The 21815-nt window shown below is 64.1% G+C and carries 20 protein-coding genes; 9 read left to right on the forward strand and 11 right to left on the reverse strand.

All coding sequences use genetic code 11. The features are described 5' to 3' along the window. Positions 1–147: 147 nt before the first annotated feature. Both cgtA and proB read left to right on the forward strand, forming a co-directional pair. Positions 148–1263: an Obg family GTPase CgtA gene (cgtA, locus tag FSY59_RS06210; RefSeq protein ID WP_003058532.1), complete on the forward strand. Its 1116-nt coding sequence runs from the start codon at positions 148–150 to the stop codon at positions 1261–1263. Between the two features lie 110 nt (positions 1264–1373). Further along, complete coding sequence (gene proB / locus FSY59_RS06215) at positions 1374–2513, forward strand: glutamate 5-kinase (RefSeq protein ID WP_043370925.1); 1140 nt, start codon at positions 1374–1376, stop codon at positions 2511–2513. Positions 2514–2565: 52 nt separating this feature from the next. On the opposite strand, the gene FSY59_RS06220 is transcribed toward proB, so the two are convergent. Next, complete coding sequence (locus FSY59_RS06220; RefSeq protein WP_019043050.1) at positions 2566–3270, reverse strand: RNA pyrophosphohydrolase; 705 nt, start codon at positions 3268–3270, stop codon at positions 2566–2568. A 94-nt stretch (positions 3271–3364) separates the two neighbouring features. Between FSY59_RS06220 and FSY59_RS06225 the strand changes: the two genes are divergently transcribed. Both FSY59_RS06225 and FSY59_RS06230 read left to right on the forward strand, forming a co-directional pair. Continuing rightward, entirely contained in the window at positions 3365–5107 is a 1743-nt protein-coding gene (locus FSY59_RS06225; protein WP_003058527.1) for a proline--tRNA ligase, read from the forward strand. A gap of 12 nt (positions 5108–5119) precedes the next feature. Further along, positions 5120–5773: a lytic transglycosylase domain-containing protein gene (locus FSY59_RS06230; protein WP_003058525.1), complete on the forward strand. Its 654-nt coding sequence runs from the start codon at positions 5120–5122 to the stop codon at positions 5771–5773. 105 nt (positions 5774–5878) lie between these two features. Here the strand turns inward: FSY59_RS06230 and FSY59_RS06235 are convergent, their stop codons facing one another. The 8 genes from FSY59_RS06235 to hemA all read right to left on the reverse strand — a co-directional run bounded on the left by FSY59_RS06235 (position 5879) and on the right by hemA (position 14297). Further along, positions 5879–7264, reverse strand: a complete 1386-nt coding sequence (locus FSY59_RS06235; protein WP_003058523.1) for a hemolysin family protein — start codon at positions 7262–7264, stop codon at positions 5879–5881. A 97-nt stretch (positions 7265–7361) separates the two neighbouring features. Beyond that, entirely contained in the window at positions 7362–7820 is a 459-nt protein-coding gene (locus tag FSY59_RS06240) for a ribonuclease HI family protein (protein ID WP_148728674.1), read from the reverse strand. A gap of 33 nt (positions 7821–7853) precedes the next feature. Continuing rightward, positions 7854–8174 (reverse strand): Grx4 family monothiol glutaredoxin, encoded by a 321-nt coding sequence (gene grxD / locus FSY59_RS06245; RefSeq protein ID WP_003058519.1) that lies wholly within the window; start codon positions 8172–8174, stop codon positions 7854–7856. Between the two features lie 127 nt (positions 8175–8301). Next, on the reverse strand, positions 8302–9177 hold the full coding sequence (gene prmC / locus FSY59_RS06250) for a peptide chain release factor N(5)-glutamine methyltransferase (protein WP_148728675.1): 876 nt from the start codon (positions 9175–9177) through the stop codon (positions 8302–8304). Between the two features lie 13 nt (positions 9178–9190). Continuing rightward, a complete protein-coding gene (locus tag FSY59_RS06255) occupies positions 9191–9724 on the reverse strand; it encodes an SUKH-3 domain-containing protein (RefSeq protein ID WP_148728676.1) in 534 nt (177 codons plus the stop codon). A 9-nt stretch (positions 9725–9733) separates the two neighbouring features. Then, positions 9734–11710, reverse strand: coding sequence for a PEP/pyruvate-binding domain-containing protein (locus tag FSY59_RS06260; RefSeq protein WP_043370932.1), 1977 nt, complete (start codon positions 11708–11710; stop codon positions 9734–9736). Between the two features lie 71 nt (positions 11711–11781). Then, positions 11782–12861, reverse strand: coding sequence for a peptide chain release factor 1 (gene prfA, locus FSY59_RS06265; protein ID WP_003058512.1), 1080 nt, complete (start codon positions 12859–12861; stop codon positions 11782–11784). A 131-nt stretch (positions 12862–12992) separates the two neighbouring features. Continuing rightward, the gene (gene hemA / locus FSY59_RS06270; RefSeq protein ID WP_148728677.1) at positions 12993–14297 is read right to left on the reverse strand and encodes a glutamyl-tRNA reductase; all 1305 of its coding nucleotides are present in this window, start codon (positions 14295–14297) and stop codon (positions 12993–12995) included. 72 nt (positions 14298–14369) lie between these two features. Between hemA and FSY59_RS06275 the strand changes: the two genes are divergently transcribed. Continuing rightward, entirely contained in the window at positions 14370–14645 is a 276-nt protein-coding gene (locus tag FSY59_RS06275; RefSeq protein WP_034400790.1) for a hypothetical protein, read from the forward strand. A gap of 89 nt (positions 14646–14734) precedes the next feature. Here FSY59_RS06275 and FSY59_RS06280 read toward each other — a convergent pair whose 3' ends face one another. After that, a complete protein-coding gene (locus tag FSY59_RS06280; RefSeq protein ID WP_003058507.1) occupies positions 14735–15640 on the reverse strand; it encodes a LysR substrate-binding domain-containing protein in 906 nt (301 codons plus the stop codon). A 146-nt stretch (positions 15641–15786) separates the two neighbouring features. Here FSY59_RS06280 and FSY59_RS06285 point away from each other — a divergent pair, with 146 nt between their 5' ends. The 4 genes from FSY59_RS06285 (at position 15787) to FSY59_RS06300 (ending at position 20665) form a co-directional block, all read left to right on the forward strand. Then, positions 15787–16776, forward strand: a complete 990-nt coding sequence (locus FSY59_RS06285) for a tripartite tricarboxylate transporter substrate binding protein BugE (RefSeq protein ID WP_003058506.1) — start codon at positions 15787–15789, stop codon at positions 16774–16776. Between the two features lie 11 nt (positions 16777–16787). Continuing rightward, positions 16788–17681 (forward strand): N-formylglutamate amidohydrolase, encoded by an 894-nt coding sequence (locus tag FSY59_RS06290; protein ID WP_148728678.1) that lies wholly within the window; start codon positions 16788–16790, stop codon positions 17679–17681. A 190-nt stretch (positions 17682–17871) separates the two neighbouring features. Continuing rightward, the gene (locus FSY59_RS06295) at positions 17872–19500 is read left to right on the forward strand and encodes an SEL1-like repeat protein (RefSeq protein WP_148728679.1); all 1629 of its coding nucleotides are present in this window, start codon (positions 17872–17874) and stop codon (positions 19498–19500) included. A gap of 181 nt (positions 19501–19681) precedes the next feature. After that, positions 19682–20665, forward strand: a complete 984-nt coding sequence (locus FSY59_RS06300) for a tripartite tricarboxylate transporter substrate binding protein (RefSeq protein WP_003058499.1) — start codon at positions 19682–19684, stop codon at positions 20663–20665. 289 nt (positions 20666–20954) lie between these two features. Here FSY59_RS06300 and ugpQ read toward each other — a convergent pair whose 3' ends face one another. Further along, entirely contained in the window at positions 20955–21731 is a 777-nt protein-coding gene (gene ugpQ, locus FSY59_RS06305; RefSeq protein ID WP_003058497.1) for a glycerophosphodiester phosphodiesterase, read from the reverse strand. Between the last annotated feature and the right edge of the window lie 84 nt (positions 21732–21815).

The raw sequence follows: 21815 nt of genomic DNA on the forward strand, positions 1-21815 counted from the left end.
GACTCCAACAAAGCCCCGACTTGTCGGGGCTTTGTTGTTTGAAAAGGCTCCAGGCAGCAGATTTCTGGCAGATGGGGCATGGTAATAAAGCACTCAAGTGTGGACCGGAGCTTCTGGTGCACACTGATTTTGTAGACTGGATGCCTCATGAAGTTCGTTGACGAAGCTTTTATCGACATTGCAGCTGGTGACGGCGGCAATGGCTGCGTGTCTTTCCGGCACGAGAAATACAAGGAATTTGGCGGCCCCGACGGTGGCGACGGCGGCCGTGGCGGTCATGTGTACGCAGTGGCCGATGTGAACCTGAACACGCTGGTGGATTACCGCTACTCGCGTCGCCACGAGGCCAAGCGCGGCCAGCACGGCATGGGCTCCGACATGTTCGGTGCAGCCGGTGACGACATCACGCTGAACATGCCTGTGGGCACCATCATCAGCGATGCGGATACCGGCGAAGTGCTGTTCGAGCTGCTGGAGCCCGGCCAGGTCATCACCATCGCCAAGGGAGGTGACGGCGGTTTCGGCAATCTGCGATTCAAGAGCGCCATCAACCGGGCGCCGCGCCAGAAGACTCCCGGCTATCCCGGCGAGCGCCGCAACCTGAAGCTGGAGCTCAAGGTGCTGGCCGATGTGGGCCTGCTGGGCATGCCCAATGCCGGCAAGTCCACTTTCATCACGGCCGTCTCCAACGCCCGTCCCAAGATTGCCGACTATCCCTTCACCACCTTGCATCCCAATCTGGGCGTGGTGCGCGTGGCCGCCGAGCAGAGCTTTGTGGTGGCCGACATCCCGGGTCTGATCGAGGGCGCCTCCGAAGGTGCGGGCCTGGGTCACCAGTTCCTGCGCCATCTGCAGCGCACGCGTCTGCTGCTGCATATCGTGGACATTGCACCGTTCGACGAGGGCGTGGACCCGGTCGAGCAGGCCAGGGCCATCGTGGCCGAACTCAAGAAGTACGACGCCGAGCTCTACGACAAGCCGCGCTGGCTGGTGCTCAACAAGCTGGACATGGTTCCCGCAGAGGAGCGTGCTGCCAAGGTCAAGGACTTCGTCAAGCGCTTCAAGTGGAAGGGCCCGGTCTTCGAGATCTCGGCGCTGACCCGTGAAGGCTGCGAGCCGCTGATCCGCAAGATCTTCGAGCATGTGCACAACCAGCAGCTGGCGGAGCAGGCCCCCAAGGAAATCGACCCTCGCTTTGCGGGAGGCGAGGATTCTGGTCTGGATATGACCGATCCGCGTTTCGCCTCCTACGATCCGGAATAAGCTAGAGGGTATAACCCAGCAGCGCACTTGGTGCGCTGTTTTGCTTTGAATTTAATAGCTGCTTGCGCTTTATTCATAGGCGTTAGAGGCCTAAAACACTGTAAATTCTCATGTCTTCCAATGTGCTGCGTGATGCCCGTCGCATCGTCGTCAAAGTCGGCTCCAGCCTGGTTACGAATGAAGGTCGCGGTCTGGATGAGGCCGCCATTGAAGAGTGGAGCCGTCAGCTGGCGGCATTGGTGAATGGTGAAGATGGCGTCAAGCGCGAAGTCATCATGGTCTCCAGCGGCGCCATTGCCGAAGGCATGAAGCGACTGGGCTGGGCCACGCGTCCGACCGAGGTGCATGAGTTGCAGGCCGCTGCTGCCGTCGGTCAGATGGGGCTGGCCCAGATGTACGAGACCAAGCTGCGCGGCGAAGGCGTGCCCAGCGCCCAGGTGCTGCTGACCCATGCGGATCTGGCCGATCGCGAGCGCTATCTGAACGCCCGCACCACGCTGCTGACGCTGTTGCAGCTGGGCGTGGTGCCCGTCATCAACGAGAACGACACGGTGGTGATCGACGAGATCCGCTTTGGCGACAACGACACCCTGGGCGCGCTGGTGGCCAATCTGGTCGAGGCCGATGCACTGGTCATCCTGACCGATCAGCGCGGCCTCTACAGTGCCGACCCGCGCAAGAACCCCGATGCCAGGTTCATCGACGTGGCCGAAGCCGGCAGCCCCGAGCTCGAAGCCATGGCCGGTGGTGCGGGTCTGTCCATCGGCACGGGCGGCATGATCACCAAGATTCTGGCGGCCAAGCGTGCGGCGGGCTCCGGTGCCTCCACCGTGATCGCCTGGGGGCGCGAAAAAGACGTGCTGCTGCGCCTGACGCGTGGCGAGTCCATAGGCACGCTGCTGGTTGCCAACACGCACAAGATGCAGGCGCGCAAGCAGTGGATTGCCGACCATCTGCAACTGCGTGGTTCGGTGACCGTGGATGCGGGTGCCGTCTCCAAGCTGCGTGATGAGGGCAAGAGCCTGCTGCCCATCGGCATGATCGCCGTGGAGGGTGATTTCTCGCGTGGCGAAGTGATTGCCGTGCGCGATGAGGACGGCGCCGAGATCGCCCGTGGCCTGGCCAGCTATGCCAGCGCCGAAGCGCGACTGCTGTGCCGCAAGAGCTCATCGGAGATTGAATCGCTGCTGGGCTACTCGGCCGGTCCCGAAATGATGCACCGCGACAATATGGTGGTGGCCGGACACTGAGTACCGGCGGTCATCAAAAAAGCCGTAATGCTGCGAGGCATTACGGCTTGGTTCATTGCAGAGGCTTGTGATCGGGCGGATTGTCTATGCCGGTCTGCGGGTCCGGGTCAAAACTGGCGCCGGGCGGCAGCTCTATGCCGGGGTTGATGCGAAAGCTTCCTGTACGGGCCGGGTACATGACCTGGTGGTGCTGCGTCAGATGCGCAGTGCCGCCAGTGCTCTGGCCTGCTTCCTGCTCGCGTGGCCGCATGCCACTGCGCAGATAGCGGTTGCGCTGCTGCTCGCCGCGCGGCAGAAAGCGCGCCAGCTCGGTCAGCGCCATTTCATAGACGCCGCGTTTGAATTCGACCACCACATCCAGAGGAACCCAGTAGTCATTCCAGCGCCAGGCATCGAACTCAGGGTGATCGGTGGCACGCAGGTTCAAGTCCCAGTCATGCCCGACCAGTTGAAGCAAAAACCATATCTGCTTCTGGCCTTTGTAATGCCCGCGCGCGTCGCGGCGGATGTACCTGTCTGGCACCTCGTAGCGCAACCAGTCCCTGGTGCGGGCAACCACGCGAACGTGATTGGGCTTCAGCCCCACTTCCTCGTGCAGTTCGCGGAACATGGCTTGCTCGGGTGTCTCACCCCGGTCAATGCCACCTTGCGGAAACTGCCAGCTGTGGGTGCGAATGCGTTTTCCCCAGAACACCTGGTTTCTTTGGTTGAGCAGGATGATGCCGACGTTCGGGCGAAATCCGTCCCGGTCAAGCATAATCAAACCCCAAATTTTTGAATTGTGTTCATTATGCATGGCCCCTTGTGATCGACAAGCGGGCCATGCCTATTTCCACTGAATTGCCAGTTCCATGAAAGCCACCCAATTTCTCATCTCCACCCTGAAAGAAGCTCCGGCCGACGCCGAAGTGGTCAGCCACAAGCTCATGATGCGGGCTGGCATGATCAAAAAGCTGGGTGCTGGCATTTACAACTACATGCCCATGGGCCTGCGCGTGATCCGCAAGGTCGAGGCCATCGTGCGCGAGGAAATGAACCGCGCCGGCGCCATCGAAACCACCATGCCCGTGGTCCAGCCTGCCGAGCTGTGGCAGGAAACCGGCCGCTTCGAGAAGATGGGCCCCGAGTTGCTGCGCATCCAGGACCGCCATGGCCGTGATTTCGTGATCCAGCCTACTTCCGAAGAGGTGGTCACCGATATCGCGCGTCAGGAGTTCAAGAGCTACAAGCAGCTGCCCAAGAACCTCTACCAGATCCAGACCAAGTTCCGCGACGAGCGCCGTCCGCGCTTCGGCCTGATGCGCGGTCGCGAGTTCATCATGAAGGACGCCTATTCCTTCGACAAGGACCGCGATGCGGCCCAGATCAGCTACCAGACCATGCGCGAAGCCTATAAGCGCATCTTCGACCGCTTCGGCCTGCAGTACCGCGCCGTGCGTGCCGACTCGGGCGCCATCGGCGGCGATCTGAGCGAAGAGTTCCAGGTCATCGCTTCAACGGGCGAGGACGCCATCGTCTACTGCCCGAACAGCGACTACGCGGCCAATATCGAGAAGGCCGAGAGCCTGGCGCCCACCCAGGCACGTCCTGCCGCCGCCCAGGCCCTGCAAAAGGTCTCCACTCCCGGCAACAGCACCTGCGAAGCCGTGGCCGAGCAGCTGGGTCTGCCCTTGGCGCAGACCGTGAAGTCGCTGGTGCTGGCCACGGACGAACTGGACGACAAGGGCCTGATCGTCAAGACGCAGGTGTGGCTGCTGCTGCTGCGCGGCGACCACGAGATGAACGAGATCAAGGTCGGCAAGGTCGAAGGCCTGGCGGGCTTCCGTTTCGCGACCGTGGGCGAGATCGAGGAGCACTTCGGTGCCAAGCCCGGCTATCTGGGTCCCATCGGCCTGAAGAAGCCCGTGAACATCGTGGTGGACCGCGATGTGGCCGTGATGGCCGACTGGGTCTGCGGTGCCAACGAGGAAGACTTCCACATCACCGGCGTGAACTTCGGCCGCGACCTGCCCGAGCCCGCCGTGGTGGCCGATCTGCGCAATGTGGTGGCTGGCGACCGCTCGCCCGACGGCGCGGGCGAACTGGCGATCGAGCGCGGCATTGAAATCGGTCATGTGTTCTACCTGGGCACCAAGTACTCCAAGGCCATGGACGCCACTTTCCTCGGCGACAACGGCAAGCCCCAGCACTTCGAGATGGGCTGCTACGGCATTGGCGTGACCCGCCTGCCCGCCGCTGCCGTGGAGCAGAACCACGACGAGCGCGGCATGATCTGGCCCGATGCGATTGCACCGTTCACCGTGGTGATCTGCCCCATCGGCATGGGCCGCAGCGAGGCCGTGAAGACCGAGGCCGAGAAGCTCTACGGCGAGCTGCTGGCACTGGGCGTGGACGTGATCCTGGACGACCGCGACGAGCGCCCCGGTGCCATGCTGGCCGACTGGGAGCTGATCGGCGTGCCCCACCGCGTGGTGCTGGGCGACCGTGGCCTGAAGGAAGGCGTGGTCGAGTACCAGCAGCGCCGTGACACAGAAGCTACAAAGCTGGCGACGAATGAGGTGCTGGGTCACCTCAAGAGCCGCCTGGGCTTGTAAGCTGCTGTTTCCATGCCCGAAACCCTGCTGAGCCGACGCCACTGCCTGAGGACTGCCGCTGCGCTTGCCGCCCCGGCGGCCGGCTGGCTGTGGCCGCAGGCGGCCTGGGCCGGGGGGCAGCTCGAAGAGCCGCTGGCCGACTCCGTTCGTACGGCGCTCAGCGCGGCCGTGGCGGGTTCGGGAGCGCCGCCCGAACTGGAGTTCGCCTCCACAGCGGCGCGCATGAGCTATCTGCGCTGGCTGGTGGCCAGCAGCGACAAGCTGGCCAAGCGCAAGCCCGACCTGCAGGCGCGGCGCGAGTTCCTGCAGACCGTCTGGTACGAGTCCAAGCGCGCGGGCCTCGATGTGTCCATGGTCATGGGTCTGATCCAGGTGGAGAGCGGCTATCGCAAGTACGCCATCTCCAGCGTGGGCGCGCGTGGCTATATGCAGATCATGCCGTTCTGGATGCGGCTGATCGGTGACGGCGATATCGGCAAGCTGTTCCACATGCAGACCAATCTGCGCTTCGGCTGCGTGATCCTGCGCCACTACATGGAGCGCGAAAAAGGCGATGCCTATATGGCACTGGGCCGCTACAACGGCAGCCGGGGCCAGCCCCAGTATCCGAATGCCGTGTTCGGCGCCCAGCGGCGTTGGCTGGTGGAAGAGCCGCAGTCGGTCTGATACCGTGGAGATATAAAAAAGAGAGCGATTGGCGCTCTCTTTTCATTGGTTTCAGCAAGAAAAGAATCTGAAGTCCTTTTAGGGTAAGCGCAAGAAGCTCCTGATTCAGGAGTGGCTGCTTTTGCTTGCCTGGGCCTGGGCAGCGCTGCCCTGTACCTTGGCCGCAGCGGCCGCCGAAGGTGCGGCAGATTCCGCAGCCGGCTCGGGAAGGTGGGTCACCATGACCTGGTCGATGCGGTAGCTGTCCACGTCCAGCACTTCAAACTTGTAGCCGCCCCAGATCACCGCATCGGTGCGGCGCGGCACGCGGCGCAGCATGACCATCAGGAAGCCGCCCAGGGTTTCGTATTCATCGTCATGCGGCATATCGTCCAGATGCAGCACACGCATCACGTCCTCGACGGGAGTGACACCGTCGATCAGCCAGGAATGCTCGTCACGGCGGATGATCTGCTCTTCCTCGTCAGAAGGACTGACCAGATCGCCCATCACCGTGCTCATCACATCGTTCAGGGTGACGACACCGACGACGCGGCTGTACTCGTTGACGATGACGGCAAAGTCTTCGTGCACCATGCGGAACTGCTCCAGCACCTCTGCAAGACTCAGTCGGTCGGGCACGATGAGCACCTTGTGAATCAGCGATCCATCCTGCAGGGACAGAGGCTGGTTGTTGAGCGCGCGCTGGAACAGGTCCTTGGCGTCCACATAGCCGATCACATGGTCGATATCGCCGTCGCAGACCGGGTAGGTGGAGAAGGGCTCCTCGGCAATGCGGGCGCGGATGATGGCGTCGGCGTCATCCTTGAAGAAAAAGGCAATGCGCTCGCGCTGCGTCATGGCAGAGGCCACGATGCGCGAGTCCAGTTCGAACACGTTGGCAATCACCTGCTGCTCGCGGGCGGCCAGCACGCCGGCCTTGGTGCCCGCTTCGGTCATGGCCAGGATGTCGTCGCTGGTGATGCGCTCGTCGCGCGTGGCCGGCAGGCCCAGCAGGCGAAACAGGGTGTCGGTCGCCAGGTTGTAGAACCAGATGACGGGCTTGAAGATCACCACAAACCAGCGCATGGGCGCGAGTACCCGCACCACATAGCGCTCGGGCTCGTTCATGCTGATGCGGCGCGGCAACAGGTCGGCCAGCAGGATGAAGGCCGAGGTGACTATGAAAAACGAGAGCAGGAACCCGAGGGTCGTCGAGAGGCTGGGCGAGAACCAGATCGAGAAAAACTCGGTCAGTGCGGGGCTGAACGCACCCTCGCCGACGATGCCGCCGAGGATGGCGACGGCATTCTGTCCCACTTGCACCACGGTGAAATATTCGCCCGGCTGCTCCTGTACGCGCAGGGCATGCTCGGCTCCCTCATTGCCATCGTCGGCCATCTGGCGCAGGCGCAGGCGACGCGAGGCGGCCAGAGAAATCTCCGCCACAGAGAAAAAGGCGCTGAGCAGAATCAGCAGAACAATCACCGCAAGGCTTTGGGACACACTCATAGGCAGGGCTGCTGCGGCACGTCGACGTGCCTGCGGCCGGTTATCAAGGAGTCTCTATTCGACCACATAAAGCCTGTGGCAGGCAGCTGTACTGGCTTCAGGACTGAAGCGGGGCTGCCGAATGGGCCATGCGTGCCAGCGCATCGGCCTCGGTATTGCGGTGTCTGGGCACCCATTGCAGAACCAGCTCGTCAAAGTCCTGCATCTGTGCACGGGCGGCCTCGAACAGCGGGGCGAGTCGGGCGATGGGCCGCGCCGGCTTGGCCGTCGGCGGGCCGAGCTGCTCCAGCAGGACCTGGGAGTCGGTGCGCACGGTCAGGCTGCGCGCGCCGAGATCGCGTGCCAGCTTCAGGGCGGCCATCAGGGCGCGCAGCTCTGCTTCGTTGTTGCAGCCGCTACGGTGCAGATTCTGCGACAGCGTATGGCGGCTGCCGTCGGGCAGCTGCAGCAACACGCCCAGGCTCATGGGGCCGGGGTTGGGCAGGGCGCTGCCATCGATATGGATGCAGCAGTGGTGGGGGGGGGCGGGTCTGGGAGGCGGCATGAAAAAAGCCACCGGGGTGCCGGTGGCTTGCAGACGGGATGGGGCTTACTTGGCGGCCAGCACTTGCTGCAGTTCGCCCGATTCGTACATCTCCATCATGATGTCCGAGCCACCGATGAATTCGCCCTTGATGTAGAGCTGGGGAATCGTGGGCCACTGGCTGTAGTCCTTGATGCCCTGGCGGATTTCCTGATCTTCCAGCACGTTCACGGTGGCGATGGACTTGGCATCCACGCCGCAGGCCTTGAGGATCTGGATGGCGCGGCCGGAGAAGCCGCACTGAGGGAAGCTGGCGTTGCCCTTCATGAACAGCAGGATGTCGTTGTTCTTGACCAGGTCGTCGATGCGTTGTTGAGTGTTGCTCATAGTGGGCTCCGGATTTTGGAAATGGCGGTACCAGCCGCGATGTCTGCAATTATTTCACCGACCGCAAGGAATGCGATGCTGTGAGGAAATCTTGCTGACTGGATATTTTGGGGTGGAGGTCTGGAAATCAAGCCTTGCCGCTCAGGCAGGCGCCCGTGCAGCGCGCAATGCCGGCCAGGTCGTGGCGGTGCTGGACCTGTTCGAAGCCGGCCGCTTGCATGAGCCGCGCCACGTCTTCGGCCTGATCCCAGCCATGCTCGAAGAGCAGCCAGCCGCCGTCTTTCAGGCGGGCCGGAGCCTGGTCGATGATGCTGCGTATGTCCTCCAGCCCATCCGCGCCGCTGGCCAGGGCCGACAGCGGTTCGTGGGTCAGCGCCGCCAGGTGCGGGTCGTCGGAGCGGATATAGGGCGGATTGCTGACGATCAGATCGACGGGTTCCAGCCCGTCCAGAGGCTCCAGCCAGCTGCCATGGGCGAACTGCACGGGTAGCTGGAGCCGGGCGGCGTTGCTGCGGGCCACGGCCAGGGCATCGGCGCTGGCGTCCACGGCGATGACCCGGGCTGAGGGGCGCTGGCTTTGCAGGGCCAGAGCGATGGCGCCGCTGCCGGTGCCCAGGTCTACAACGCGAACCGGCTGCCCTTCAGGTATGAGCTCCAGCGCCCAGTCCACCAGGGTCTCGGTATCGGGGCGCGGGTCCAGCACCCTGCTGTCCACGGCCAGATCCAGGCCGTAGAACTCCTTGCTTCCGGTCAGGTAGGCGACAGGCATGCCTTGCTGGCGCAGGGCGCACAGCTGGCCCCAGCGCTGCTGCTGCTCCTGGCTCAGGGCATCGCTGTCATGGGTGATGAGCCAGGCACGGGCATGCGCTGGCTGTCGCATCAAGTGCAGCAGCAGCATCTGTGCATCGACACGCGCCAGGCCTTGGCGGGCGGCTTGCTGCAGGGCTTGAGCGACGGAGAAAGTGGGGGGCGAGGGTTCGGTCATGGCTTGGCCGGTGGCCATCTTCTTCGGGAATTCAGCAAGGGTATATCTCGGGGTCGCCCGCCTTGTAGAGCGTGGCGTACAGCTGGGTCGACGACTGGCCGGGCTCCAGCATGGGGCGCGAACGTATACCCAGCAACAGATGTTCCAGCGCCTGCTGAATATTCTCGCCCTCGAAGCTCATGCCTACAAAGGACCAGGAAAAGCAGCGTCCATCGCCCGCCATCAGCAGCTGGCCGTGGGCATGGTGAACTTCGGCAACGGCTATCAGCCGGGTGTGCAGGCGCTGTTCCCAGGAGAGCAGGGCGTCGTCTGCATCTTCCCCGGTGAAACACGCTTCAAGCCAGTCAAACTCTATATCGCTGCTGGCGCATTCCCGGCCCTTGCCCACCTGGCCTATGTGCAAACCCGCCAGGTTCTGCAGTGCCGCCACGGCAGGGTGGGTGGCCAGACTGGGCTGACGTCCCAGAGCGCTTTGCACAGGCACGGGAATGGCGACCTCTCGCTGCGGGGTCCAGCCCCGGGCTTGCAGCATCTCAATGACGACAGGTGACTCGAAATTCAGCATGGCGGATCTTCAACGCCCGGGCGCCGAGATGAAGGGGCGCGCCTGCAGGATGATGAGCTGGTCGCCCTGCACGGCCCACTCGATGTCCTGATCCCGGCCGCCAAAGCGTTGCTTGATGCCGGCTCCGGCGCGGGCCAGTCGCTGCACCAGTGCGTCGCTGAGCACGGCGCGGCCGGCAGTCACCGCCACTTCACGCACGCCGCCCCTGGCATCCAGCTGCAGCGCCACATCGTCCTGGGAACGGTTGAGCACCTGCACGGCCTTGCTGCGGCTGGAGTAGAGGATTTGCTCTGCGACCCGTCGGCCCTCGACCACGCGGATGCCTATGCCGCGCTTGGCGGCGATATAGCTCATGTGGCGGTGCGAGGCGTCGAAGGGGTCGCGGGTGATCATCACGCCCGATGCGGAGGAGTCCACGGCTTTTTGCACAAACACCGACATCATCACCTGCGCGTCGTCGATGCCCGCTGCCTGTCTGGCTTCCCAGGCCTCGAAGTTGTAGACCGAGGCCCAGACCTTGCGCACGGCGGCGGCCAGATCCGTGCCGCTGCGCACATTGGGCACGGTGGTGTACAGGCCTGCTCCGCTGAAGTTGGGCAGGTCCTCGGAGCTGGAAGAGCTGCGTACGAACACGCCCTGGCTGCCCAGCTGGCCGGACCAGCGCTGTGCCCAGGCATCTGCCACGGCCGGGCTGACGGGCCATTGCTCGATTTCGGCCTGCAGCGCGGACAGGGCCTGCTTTCGAAGGCCTGCATCCGTCGGAAAACCGGGCTGCTGGCGCATGCGGGCAATGCGCTCGGTCAGGCCGTTGGCGCGCATGAAGTCGGCATAGGCGGCAAACGGAATGCAAAAGCCATCGGGCACGCTGACGTCCGCCAGGCCGGCGGACTGGATCTCGCCCAGATTGGCGGCCTTGGCACCGCAGCGGCGGCGATCCGCGCTGCGCAGGCCGGCCAGGGGCACCAGTTCGCTGCGACGCAGATCGGGCTGCAGCAAGACCTTGCTGCCCTTGGCGGGCTGGCGCAGTGCCTGCTGCTGCGCGCTCTGCTGTTCGGCAGCCGTGGCGGCGCGCAGCGCAAAGCTGGCGGGCTGAACGTCGATATGCACCCAGCGGCCGTTGAAGTCCGCGTAATGCTCGGCGGCTTTTTGCACATAGGCATTGGGTATGCCCCAGCCGCGCGCCAGCAGATTGACATGGGACAGCACCGTGGAGGGGCGCTCCGTCACCACACCGGCCACGGGCGGCAGGCTGATGGGCACTTCGCGCAGCAGCACGATGTCCCTGGGCTGGAGGTCATTCACCCCTTCGGCCTGGTTCAGGATGCGCAGCCGGCCCACGGCCTGGCCCTGGTTCAGCGGCAGATAGGTCTGGGCACCCAGCAGCTGGGCCTGCGTAACCGCTTCAACACCGGCCTGCCGGGCCACGGCTTCCTGCTGTGTGGAGTTGGCCTTGAAGCGAGCCGGCGCGAAAAATCCGGTGCTCAGCGCGGCGGCCGTGGTCTGCAGCAGCTCGGGCGTGAGCTGGTCGCCCTCCCAGAACTCGTAGCTGTAGTCCTTGAGCGCGGGCTGCCAGCTCAGCGTACCGAGAATGAAGCGACGACCCGGCTCGCGGTAATTGCGGTTGAGCGCAGGCTTTCCGCCCTGCAGCAGGCCTTTGGCGCGCAGAAAATCTTCGTGAAACGCGTATCGCGGCGTGTTGATGAAATGCAGCGGCGCACTCTTGCTGTGACGGTCGATCACAAACAGCACATGGGGCATGGCGCTGGCCGGGTCGAAGATGCGGGCCAGGCGATCGAAATCGGCGCGGCCGGCCAGCATGGGCAGGCTGGCGGGCGTGTTGCGGCTGCCCGCCGCATCGACTGGACGCCCCGCGCCCGAGTCATAGGCAGACGGCTTGCGCAGGGCCTGCGCCTGGGCGGCGGTCGATGCGAGCAAAAGACTGGAGAGCAGGGCCGAAACCAGAACCGGCAAAAAGCGCTTTGTCATCTTGAGATTGTCCCCATTTCTGGCGGAGCGTTCGAACGGACCCTGTTCGAGCCGGTGCAGCCTGTGCGGACTCAGGAAGCGGCCAGCTCCGCCAGCAGCTCGGCCTCGCGCGCATGTTGCAGGGCCTGGATCACATCCCCCAGATCGCCTTCCATCACTGCCAGCAGCTTGTACAGCGTGAGGTTGATGCGATGGTCGGTGAGGCGACCCTGGGGAAAGTTGTAGGTGCGGATGCGATCGCTGCGGTCGCCCGAGCCGATCAGGCCCTTGCGCATGGCCGCTTCCTTGGCGGCCCGCTCGCTGCGTTCCTTTTCCTGGATGCGGGCCTGCAGCACCTGCAGGGCCTTGGCCTTGTTGCTGTGCTGGCTGCGGCCGTCCTGGCACTCGGCCACGATGCCCGTGGGCAGGTGGACCACGCGCACGGCGGAGTCGGTCTTGTTGATATGCTGGCCGCCGGCGCCGCTGGCGCGAAAGGTGTCGATGCGCAGATCGGCAGGATTGAGCGTGATGGCCTCGGCCTCGTCGGGCTCCGGCATCACGGCCACGGTGCAGGCGCTGGTGTGGATGCGCCCCTGGGTTTCGGTGGCGGGCACACGCTGCACGCGGTGGCCGCCCGACTCGAAGCGCAGTGCGCCGTACACGTTGTCGCCCTCGATGCGCAGCACCACTTCCTTGTAGCCGCCGATTTCGTTTTCGCTGGCGCTCATCACTTCCACCTTCCAGCCCACGTTGGCGGCGTAGCGGGTGTACATGCGGGTCAGGTCGCCGGCAAACAGGGCCGATTCGTCGCCACCCGTGCCAGCGCGGATTTCGACAAAGGCGGGGCGGGCATCGTCGGGGTCCTTGGGCAGCAGCAGGCGCTGCAGCTCGTCCTCGAGCTTGATCAGCTCGGCTTCGCCGCTGCCGATCTCTTCCTGCGCCATTTCGGCCATGTCGGGGTCGTCCAGCATTTCACGCGCGGCGGCAATGTCGGCTTCGGTCTGCAGGTAGCGCGTGTAGCGGCTGGCAATGGCCGTCACATCGGCATGTTCGCGCGAGATGGTGCGGTACTGCTTCATGTCGCCCATGATGTCTTCGCGCGAGAGCAGGAAATCCAGCTCCTGCAGGCGTTGGGCATAGCGTTCGAGCTGGTTGCGCAAAAAGTCTTGCATAGGGAGTAGCTAAGGCTTGGAAAGGGTGGCGCGCAGCGGCCACCTTGGTGGGGACAGGAAAGAGAGGGGGGCAGGCCACGACCGGGCCATGCGCTGCACGAGGACGGCAGCGCCGAAGCGGGCGAGCGCCGCTAAAGCTTGCTGGGGTTGCGGCTGGCGCGCAGGAACAGACGGGAGACGGTGTCTGCGGTCTGGGCGCGTTCTTCGGCGTCGCCCTTGTGCAGCTCGGCCATGGTGCCGTGCAGCATTTTCTGTGTGAGACCGCGCGAGAGCGCTTCCAGCACGGTGTCGATGTCTTCGCCCTTGGCCAGCAGCTTCTTGGCACGGGCAATTTCCAGCGCGCGCCATTCGTCGGCCTGGGCGTTGACCTGCTGGATCAGCGAGACCGCGCCGCCCAGGGGGTTGCGCTGGTCCATCCATTGCATGAAGCTTTGCACGCCGGTGTCGATGATGACCTCGGCCTGTTGCACGGCGGCCTGGCGCTGGGCCTGACCGGTGCGCACGACGGTTGCCAGATCATCCACGGTATAGAGATAGACGTCGTTGAGGTTCTTGACCTCGGATTCGATATCGCGCGGAACGGCCAGGTCCACCATGAAGATGGGGCGGCGCTTGCGTTTCTTGAGGGCGGACTCCACGGCACCCAGGCCGATGATGGGCAGGGTGGATGCCGTGCAACTGATGATGGCGTCGTATTCGTGCAGATGCTCGGGCAGGTCGGCCAGACGCATGGTGCCGGCGCCGAACTGGGCGGCCAGCTTCTCGCCACGCTCCATGGTGCGATTGGCGATGGTGATCTGCCTGGGGTTGCGTGCGGCAAAGTGGGTGGAGACCAGCTCGATCATCTCGCCCGCGCCCACGAACAGCACGCGAATCTTGCTCAGGTCTTCAAACAGCTGGCCGGCCAGGCGCACGGCAGCGGCAGCCATGGAGATGCTGTGCGCACCGATCTCGGTGGAGCTGCGCACTTCCTTGGCCACGGCAAAGCTGCGTTGAAACAGCTGGTTGAGCGTGGTGCCCAGGGCACCTGCAGTCTCGGCCGCACGCACGGCGTTCTTCATCTGGCCGAGGATCTGTGCCTCGCCCAGCACCATGGAGTCCAGCCCCGAGGCCACACGGAAGGCGTGGCGGGCGACCAAGCCATCCTGCAGCAGATACGAGTGCTGGCGCAGAAGCTCAGGCGCCACGCCGCCGCTGTTGGCCAGCCAGTGCATGGTGTGGTCCATGGCGGGGGCGTCGGCAGCGCAGTAGATCTCGGTGCGGTTGCAGGTGGAGAGGATGGCGGTTTCCACGGCGCTGTGAGCCCGGCCCGCGTGGGACAGGGATGCGCGCAGGCCTTGCAGCGTCGGCGCGATCTGATCGAGCGCGAACGCAAAACGGCCCCGCATATCGAGCGGAGCCGTGTGGTGATTGATACCTAAAGCCCAGACTGCCATAACAGGGGATTATAAAATTTAGAACCGGATTGGGCACCCCCCGGTCTCAAAGCCTTGGAATCGATTGTTGCCATGGATCTTGTTGCGAGCGTTAATCATTTACTCAACTTCGTCGCCCCGGCTTTTTTTCTCGCACTGGGCCTGGCGATCTGCGCTCGATGGTTCAAGCAAAACAAGGCTGGAGCCCAATCATTCATTGCACAAGTAGCTATTAATTTCATATTGGGTGTAGCGGTTTTGCTGGCCAGTCTCTGGCTGTTTTCACGCGATGGCAAGATGCTCGCCTATGCCGCGCTGGTCTGCGCAAGTGCCTGCTGCCAGTGGGTGCTTTCCAGAGCCTGGCGCTGATTGGCGCATTGGCTGGAAAGCTGTTTTGCGTGAAATCTTGATCTGACTCAAGAGTGTTTGTTGTATTCGCGCCAGTGTCCGGCCGGGCCTCAGTCACTGACGGCCCGGGGTTCGGCCTGCTCCAGTATCCAGCTGCGAAACTGTCTTAAGGCCTCCGTGGGAGGCCGGTTGCCTTGCTGGCACAGAAAGTAGCCGCGCTCGATATGCACCGGCGCATCCAGCGCCAGCGCCACGCGGCCCGATGCCAGATCCTCTTCCACCAGGCAGCGCTGCACCATGGCCACGCCCATGCCGGCTGCCACGGCCTGCACCAGCAGGGCCACGGTCTCAAAGTCCGCGACCGGGGCGGGGCAGGGCTGGCTCAGGCCCCGGGCCTGCATCCAGCTGGCCCAGTTGCCCGGGTAGTTGGTGTGGAACAGCAGCGGGCGGCTCAGCAGATCCTGCTCGCTGCAGATGGGGTTCGGCCCTTGCAGCTCGCGCGGGTGGCAGATGGGGATGAGGTCGCGGCCGATCACATACTCGGCTTCCACGCCCGCCGGCCATTGCTGGCTGCCGACGCGAATCCAGGCATCGATCTCCGGCGCATTGAGCGGATCGTCGCGCCGGTAGGGCGCGAAGGAGAGCATGATTTGCGGATGACGGCGGTTGAAGTCGGGCAGGCGCGGAATCAGCCAGTGGCTGAACAGCGTGGGAATGACCGACAGGCGCAGCTGGGGCCCATGGCGGCGCCTGCGTGCGGCGGCCGATGCGGATTCGATCGCCATCACGGCGGGCTCAATCGCCTGCAGATAGTCCTGTCCTGCCGCAGTGAGCGCGTTGCGTCTGCCCAGGCGCTCGAACAGGGCAAAGCCCAGATGCTCCTCAAGCCTGGCAATGGCTCGGCTGATGCCGCCCTGCGTCACATACAGCTCCTGGGCGGCGAGCGAGTAACTGCCCAGGCGGGCGGCTGCGGCAAAGGCGTGAAGTTCGGACAGGGACGGGGAGTGCATGCGCATGACGGCTTGAATTATGACGGCTGGTAATACTTGCGTGCCTTCTTGTCGCTTTTCGTGGCGCGGCCTGCGGCACAGAATGAAAAAAAGGTTGGAGTGCCAAGTCCTGAGCCCTTCGACCGACTCATAACCAGTCAAGGAGAAGCCGCATGGCTATTCGTCGTACCGTTCTGTCATCCATTGCCGCCTGCGCCGCAGCCGCCGCGCTGTCCCCCGCGTTCGCTGCGAATGCAGCGGCGGACTACCCCAATCGCCCCATCCGCCTGATCGTGCCCTTTGGAGCCGGTGGCTCCACCGACATGGTGGCGCGCCTGCTGGCCGACAAGATGGGCCAGATACTGGGCAAGGCCGTGGTGGTGGACAACCGTGGCGGAGCCGGCGGCTCCATCGGCGCTTCGGAAATCGCCAAGGCCGCTCCCGACGGCTACACCATCGGCATGGCCACGGTGTCCACCCATGGCTCCAACCCGGCCATCTTCCGCAAGCTGCCCTATGACGCGATCAAGGACTTTGCTCCCATCACCAATGTGATGAGCGTGCCCAGCGTCTTCGTCGTGAACGCCAGCGTGCCTGCCAAGACCATGAAGGAATTCATCGCGCTGGCCAAGGCCAACCCCGACAAGTACACCTTTGCCTCGCCGGGCACGGGTTCGCTGGGTCATGCCAATATCGAGAACTTCATGAATCTGGCTGGTATCCAGCTGCTGCACATTCCCTACAAGGGGGCGGGCCAGGCCATTACCGATGCACTGGGCGGACAGGTCAATGCCATGACGGACAACCTGCCTTCGACCCTGCCGCATATCAAGGCCGGCCAGCTGCGTCCCCTGGCCGTGCTGGCCCTCAAGCGCAGCGATGTGCTGCCCGATGTACCCACCTATACCGAGCTGGGCTACCCCCAGATGGGCGACGGCGGCTGGTTTGGCCTGGTGGCGCCTGCGGGCACACCCAAGCCCATCATCGACAAACTCAATGCTGCGGCCCACAAGGTCATGGCTTCGCCCGACTATCTGGAAAAGCAGAAGTCCATCTCCGGCGAGTCCATGGGCAACACGCCCGAGCAGTTTGCCAAGCAGATCAAGACTGCGATCGAGCGCTACACGGCCGTGGCCAAGCGCGCCAATATCAAGCTGGACTGATGAAGGCTTCAATGTCTGTGCCTGATTTTCTGCAAGCCAGACCGGCCGAGCCGGTGCTGGTGCACCCGGCCCGGGGCGAGGTTCTGCCCATAGTCTGCGACTCGCCGCACAGCGGCACGGCCTATCCCGAGGATTTCGGCACCGTCGTGCCCATGAGCCTGCTGCGCCGCGGCGAGGACACGCATGTGGCAGCGCTCTGGGACCGCTGGCCCGAGTTCGGCGCCACATTGCTGGAAGCGACTTTCCCGCGCACCTATGTCGACCCGAACCGCAACGAGTCCGACCTGGATCCCGCGCAGATCGAGGGCGAATGGCCGGTGCCGCTGTCGCCCAGCATCAAGAGCCAGCAGGGGCTGGGCCTGATCTGGCAGCGCATCAGCAAGGCCGGCGTGGCCACTCCCCTGTATGAACGCAAGCGCACCGTGGCCGAGGTCCAGCACCGTATCGCCCGCTACTGGCGCCCCTATCACGCGGCGCTGGCGCAGGCCATCGACGACAGCGTGGCCCGCTTCGGGGCCGTGTGGCATCTGAATCTGCACTCCATGCCCAACGACGTGTACCAGCGACTGGGACGCAGCGATGCGCCGCCGTTGGCCGACTTCGTGCTGGGCGACCGTGACGGCACGACCTGCGCGCCCGAGTTCATCCATCTGGTGGGCGATACGCTCAAGGGCTTTGGCTACAGCGTTGCCTATAACGAGCCCTACAAAGGTGTGGAACTGATCGGGCGCATCGGCCAGCCGCAGCTCAATCGCCACTCCATGCAGATCGAGATCCGTCGCCCCGTCTATATGGATGAGGACACGCGTGAACCGAATGCCGGCTTCGAGCCGCTGCGCGCGCATTTTGCCGAGCTCATGCAGGTGCTGGCGGACTATGTGCGCCAGCAGATGAGCAGGGGCTGAAACCTTTGCATCCTGTCAGGCCCGGCATTGCCGGGCTTTTTTCATGTCACGGCCAAATGTCAAAAAACTGTGGCGAGGATGCCGCGATTGAGGGATTCCTTATCGAAGCTGCTATCAGAATCAGTTACGCTCGCAGGCTGGTGTCATCGTATGTCTGATGTAACAACACGCGTCTAGGAATCGTACCGGAATGAAGTTCACTCCCATCGCAGCGCTGGTCATGTCGAGTCTGGCGGCCTTTGCCCAGAGCGCATCCGCGCAAACCGGTGCGGAAGGTCGCATGAATTTTTTGCGCGATTCCAGAGCCGCCACATCGGGTCCACAGTTTGAATTCAGTCGTCTGCAATATGGCCCGCTGCCGATTGCAGGCTCGCGCGTGGCCTCCACGGCCGGTCCGCTGCAGGCGGCCGAGCGCGGCGATGCCAAGGCACAGAATCAGCTGGGCGAAATGTATGTGCATGGCCAGGGCGTGCCCCAGAATGCCGCCACGGCCGCGCAATGGTTCCGCAAGGCCGCGGCCCAGGGACATGCGGGTGCCCAGAACAGTCTGGGTGCGCTGTACGCCAACGGCCAGGGCCTGCCGCAGAACTACCGCGAGGCTGCCCAGTGGTACGGCCGCGCGGCGCAGCAGAACAATGCCGTGGCGCAGTACAACCTGTCCCACCTCTATCAGGATGGTCTGGGCGTGCCCCAGAGCTTCAGCACCGCTGCCCAGTGGCTGGAGAAATCCGCCGCGCAAGGCCATGTGACGGCCCAGTTCGAGCTGGGCCAGCGCTACCTCAAGGGCAATGGCGTGGACGTGAACTACATGACGGCCGCCGACTGGTTCAAGAAGGCGGCCGATCAAGGCCATGCGCAAGCGCAGAACCAGTTGGGCTCCATGCTGTCCGACGGGGTGGGCGTGAAGCTGGACCCCGTACAGGCTGCCCAGTGGCTGCAGCGCGCTGCCGAGCAGGGCGACGCCAGGGCCCAGAACAGCCTGGGCCGCATGTATATGGATGGCGTGGGCGTCCCGCGCGACTACAAGCTGGCGGCTTCCTGGTTCCAGAAGAGCGCCGAGCAATGGAATGCCGACGGCCAGAACCATCTGGGTCGTCTGTATCTCTACGGCCTGGGTGTGGAGCAAAGCCCTGCCTATGCGGCGCAATGGTTCCAGCGCGCGGCCGACCAGAATCATGCCGATGCCCAGTACAACCTGGGCACCATCTATGCCGAAGGTCTGGGCACGCCCCAGAACTACGGCACGGCGCTGCAGTGGTATCAGAAGGCGGCCGAGCAAGGCCATGCCGCCGCCATCAACAACGTGGGTACGCTGTACGCCGAAGGCCGTGGCGTGCCGCAGAACTATGCGACGGCCATGCAGTGGTTCCGCCGCGCGGCCGACAAGGGCGATGCCTCGGCCCAGTTCAACCTGGCGCGTCTGTATGCCGATGGCCAGGGCGGTGCCGCCAGCCCTGCTCAGGCGATGAAGTGGTATGCCGCGGCAGCCGAGCAAGGTCATTCCGGTGCACAGAATCGCCTGGGCGTGATGTACGCCGAAGGCCAGGGCGCTGCGCGCGACTACGGCAAGGCCGTGCAGTGGTACCAGCGTGCGGCCGAACAGGGTGACGCCGCCGCCCAGTACAACCTGGGCATGGTCTACGCACAGGGCCAGGGTGTGGCTCGTGACAATGCCAGGGCCTACTTCTGGTACAACCTTGCCGCCATGGAGCTGGGGGGCGACGCCGCCAAGCGCCGCGACGAAGCGGCCAACAAGCTCACCATTGCCCAGGTGGCCGAGCAGCAGAACAAGGCCTTGGCCTGGCAGCCCAAGCGCTGATTGCCGCTTGGCACCCTGGCAAGCAAGCGCTTCCCTCGAGAAGCGCTTTTTTATGCCGGCAGGCTCCCGTCATGGTTCAGAGCAAGGCTCGAATGCCGCTGCCCGGTGCAGGCTGGCCAAGCCGGGTTTGCCTGGGCAGTGCCTGGCGCGGCCGATGATTTTCAAAACCAAGGAGACAACAATGAACAAGATTTCAATGAATATGCTGGCCGGCCTGATGGCTGGCGCAGGCCTGCTTCTGTCCGCGGGCGCGCAGGCTCAGGAAGCCTTTCCGACCAAGCCCATCCGTATCGTGCTGGGCTTTCCTGCCGGCGGCCCGCTGGACCAGCATGCCCGTCTGCTCACCGACAAGCTGCAGGGCGTGCTCGGTCAGCCGCTGGTGGTGGATTACAAGCCCGGAGCGGGCGGCTCGGTGGGGGCGCAGGACGTGATGCGCTCGCCCGCCGACGGCTACACGCTGATGCTGGCCAATACCGGCGTGATGGTCATCAACCCTGCGCTCTACAGCAAGCTGCCCTACAACACGCTCAAGGACTTCACGCCGATTGCCCGCACCGCCATGCAGCCGCTGGCGCTGCTGGTCAACAACAAGGTGCCGGCCAAGACGCTGACCGAGTTCACGACCTATGCCAAGGCCAACCCCGGCAAGATCAACTTCGGCTCGGCCGGCAACGGCGGCATCAGCCATCTGGTGCCCGAGATGTTCAAGAGCGCCGCAGGCGTGGATCTGGTGCACATTCCCTACAAGGGCAGCGCGCCTGCGTTCACCGACCTGATCGGTGGCCAGGTGCAGTTCATGGCCGAGAGCATTCCCCAGGCTGCGGCCTATCACAAGCAGGGCAAGGTGCGCGCCCTGGCCGTGACCAGCAAGGAGCGCAACCCCGCGCTGCCCGAAGTGCCGACTGCCATCGAGTCCGGCCTCAAGGGCTTCGAGGTGGTGGGCTTCTATGGCTTCCTGGCACCTGCCGGCCTGCCCAAGGAGGTGACGGCCAAGCTCAGCAATGCCTTCCAGCAGGTGATGAACATGCCCGACGTGAAGAGCCGCATGGTGGAGCAGGGCGCCGATCCGGCCTTCCTCGGCTCTGAAGCCTTCGGCAAGTTCCTGGCCGGCGAGACGCCGCGCTGGGCGGCAGCCGTCAAGGCCTCGGGCACCAAACTGGATTGACACCCCCTGAGGCGCAGTGCCTAGGCGGCCCCGCGCCTTCCCCCGCTCTCGCAGTGCTGCGCACTGCGGGCAGGGGACGCAGCCAGCGCGGCGGGGCGGCCCTTGCGCGGCTGCCCTGATTTGTAAGTGCCAGTATTGGAGGTGGTGAACGCAAAAAAGCCCGGTCACTGCAAAGGGGCCGGGCTTTTGTTTTGCTATGAATATAGAAGCTGCTTGCGCTTGATTTGAAGGGAATTCAGCATTGATTGATGCTGAGGTTCTTAGTGGATCTACGTAAGCAGCTACTGATTTACAGCTGCTCGCCTGTCTGCGCGGGGCTGAACATATCCACGCGGTCGGTGATGATGCCGTCCGTGCCCAGGTCGATCAGGCGTTGTGCGGCCCATTGGTCGTTGACGGTATAGCTGCTGCAGCGCAGGCCTGCGCCATGCACCTTGGCCACCAGCTCGGGCGTCCACAGGGCGTGGTTGAGCACCATGGCGCTGCAGTCCAGCTCCATGGCCTGCTTCAGGTCGGCATCACCGTTGCCGTCGGCCAGCCTGTCCACCAGCAGGCCGCGTGGAATATGGGCTGCGGTCTCGCGGGCACCCTTGAGCGAGTCGGACTTGAACGAGGTGAACAGCGGCTGCACCTCGGTCTTCGGCCAGATGCGGTTCATCAGCTCGCCGCAGGCGCGGCCGGTTTCCAGCTCCTGGCCCGGGGTCGGCTTGATTTCCACATTCAGGTGCAGATGGTTGGCCAGGCACCAGCGCGCCAGGGCTTCCAGCGTGGGCAGGGCCTCGCCCGCATAGGCGCGAGAGTGCCAGCTGCCGGCATCGAGCTGGGCGATCTCGCCCATGCTGAGTTCGCCGCCAATGCCGTGGCCGCTGGTGGTTCGCTCCAGCGTGGCGTCATGCATCAGAAACAGCACGCCGTCCTGGCTGAGCTTGGCATCGCATTCAAAGAATCGGTAGCCATGCTGCGCGCCCAGGCGGAAGGCGCTCATGGTGTTCTCCGGTGCCAGCTTGCCGGCGCCGCGGTGGGCGACCCAACGTGGGTAGGGCCAGGGTTTCAAAGCATTCGTCATAGTGAGTCCAACAAAGTTTGCGGCTTCATACTTCAGGGTAGCTTTGGGCGCGTCGATGAGAACTGGCGCAACCCATCTCAGAGA

The sequence above is a fragment of the Comamonas sp. Z3 genome, assembly GCF_008121565.1.
Taxonomy (GTDB): Bacteria; Pseudomonadota; Gammaproteobacteria; order Burkholderiales; family Burkholderiaceae_C; genus Comamonas; species Comamonas brasiliensis.

Coding starts and splice junctions, on each gene's coding strand:
- cgtA (WP_003058532.1), top strand. CDS start 148: ATGAAGTTCGTTGACGAAGCTTTTATCGACATTGCAGCTGGTGACGGC.
- proB (WP_043370925.1), top strand. CDS start 1,374: ATGTCTTCCAATGTGCTGCGTGATGCCCGTCGCATCGTCGTCAAAGTC.
- FSY59_RS06220 (WP_019043050.1), bottom strand. CDS start 3,270: ATGCTTGACCGGGACGGATTTCGCCCGAACGTCGGCATCATCCTGCTC.
- FSY59_RS06225 (WP_003058527.1), top strand. CDS start 3,365: ATGAAAGCCACCCAATTTCTCATCTCCACCCTGAAAGAAGCTCCGGCC.
- FSY59_RS06230 (WP_003058525.1), top strand. CDS start 5,120: ATGCCCGAAACCCTGCTGAGCCGACGCCACTGCCTGAGGACTGCCGCT.
- FSY59_RS06235 (WP_003058523.1), bottom strand. CDS start 7,264: ATGAGTGTGTCCCAAAGCCTTGCGGTGATTGTTCTGCTGATTCTGCTC.
- grxD (WP_003058519.1), bottom strand. CDS start 8,174: ATGAGCAACACTCAACAACGCATCGACGACCTGGTCAAGAACAACGAC.
- prmC (WP_148728675.1), bottom strand. CDS start 9,177: ATGGCCACCGGCCAAGCCATGACCGAACCCTCGCCCCCCACTTTCTCC.
- FSY59_RS06255 (WP_148728676.1), bottom strand. CDS start 9,724: ATGCTGAATTTCGAGTCACCTGTCGTCATTGAGATGCTGCAAGCCCGG.
- FSY59_RS06260 (WP_043370932.1), bottom strand. CDS start 11,710: ATGACAAAGCGCTTTTTGCCGGTTCTGGTTTCGGCCCTGCTCTCCAGT.
- prfA (WP_003058512.1), bottom strand. CDS start 12,861: ATGCAAGACTTTTTGCGCAACCAGCTCGAACGCTATGCCCAACGCCTG.
- hemA (WP_148728677.1), bottom strand. CDS start 14,297: ATGGCAGTCTGGGCTTTAGGTATCAATCACCACACGGCTCCGCTCGAT.
- FSY59_RS06275 (WP_034400790.1), top strand. CDS start 14,370: ATGGATCTTGTTGCGAGCGTTAATCATTTACTCAACTTCGTCGCCCCG.
- FSY59_RS06280 (WP_003058507.1), bottom strand. CDS start 15,640: ATGCGCATGCACTCCCCGTCCCTGTCCGAACTTCACGCCTTTGCCGCA.
- FSY59_RS06285 (WP_003058506.1), top strand. CDS start 15,787: ATGGCTATTCGTCGTACCGTTCTGTCATCCATTGCCGCCTGCGCCGCA.
- FSY59_RS06290 (WP_148728678.1), top strand. CDS start 16,788: ATGTCTGTGCCTGATTTTCTGCAAGCCAGACCGGCCGAGCCGGTGCTG.
- FSY59_RS06295 (WP_148728679.1), top strand. CDS start 17,872: ATGAAGTTCACTCCCATCGCAGCGCTGGTCATGTCGAGTCTGGCGGCC.
- FSY59_RS06300 (WP_003058499.1), top strand. CDS start 19,682: ATGAACAAGATTTCAATGAATATGCTGGCCGGCCTGATGGCTGGCGCA.
- ugpQ (WP_003058497.1), bottom strand. CDS start 21,731: ATGACGAATGCTTTGAAACCCTGGCCCTACCCACGTTGGGTCGCCCAC.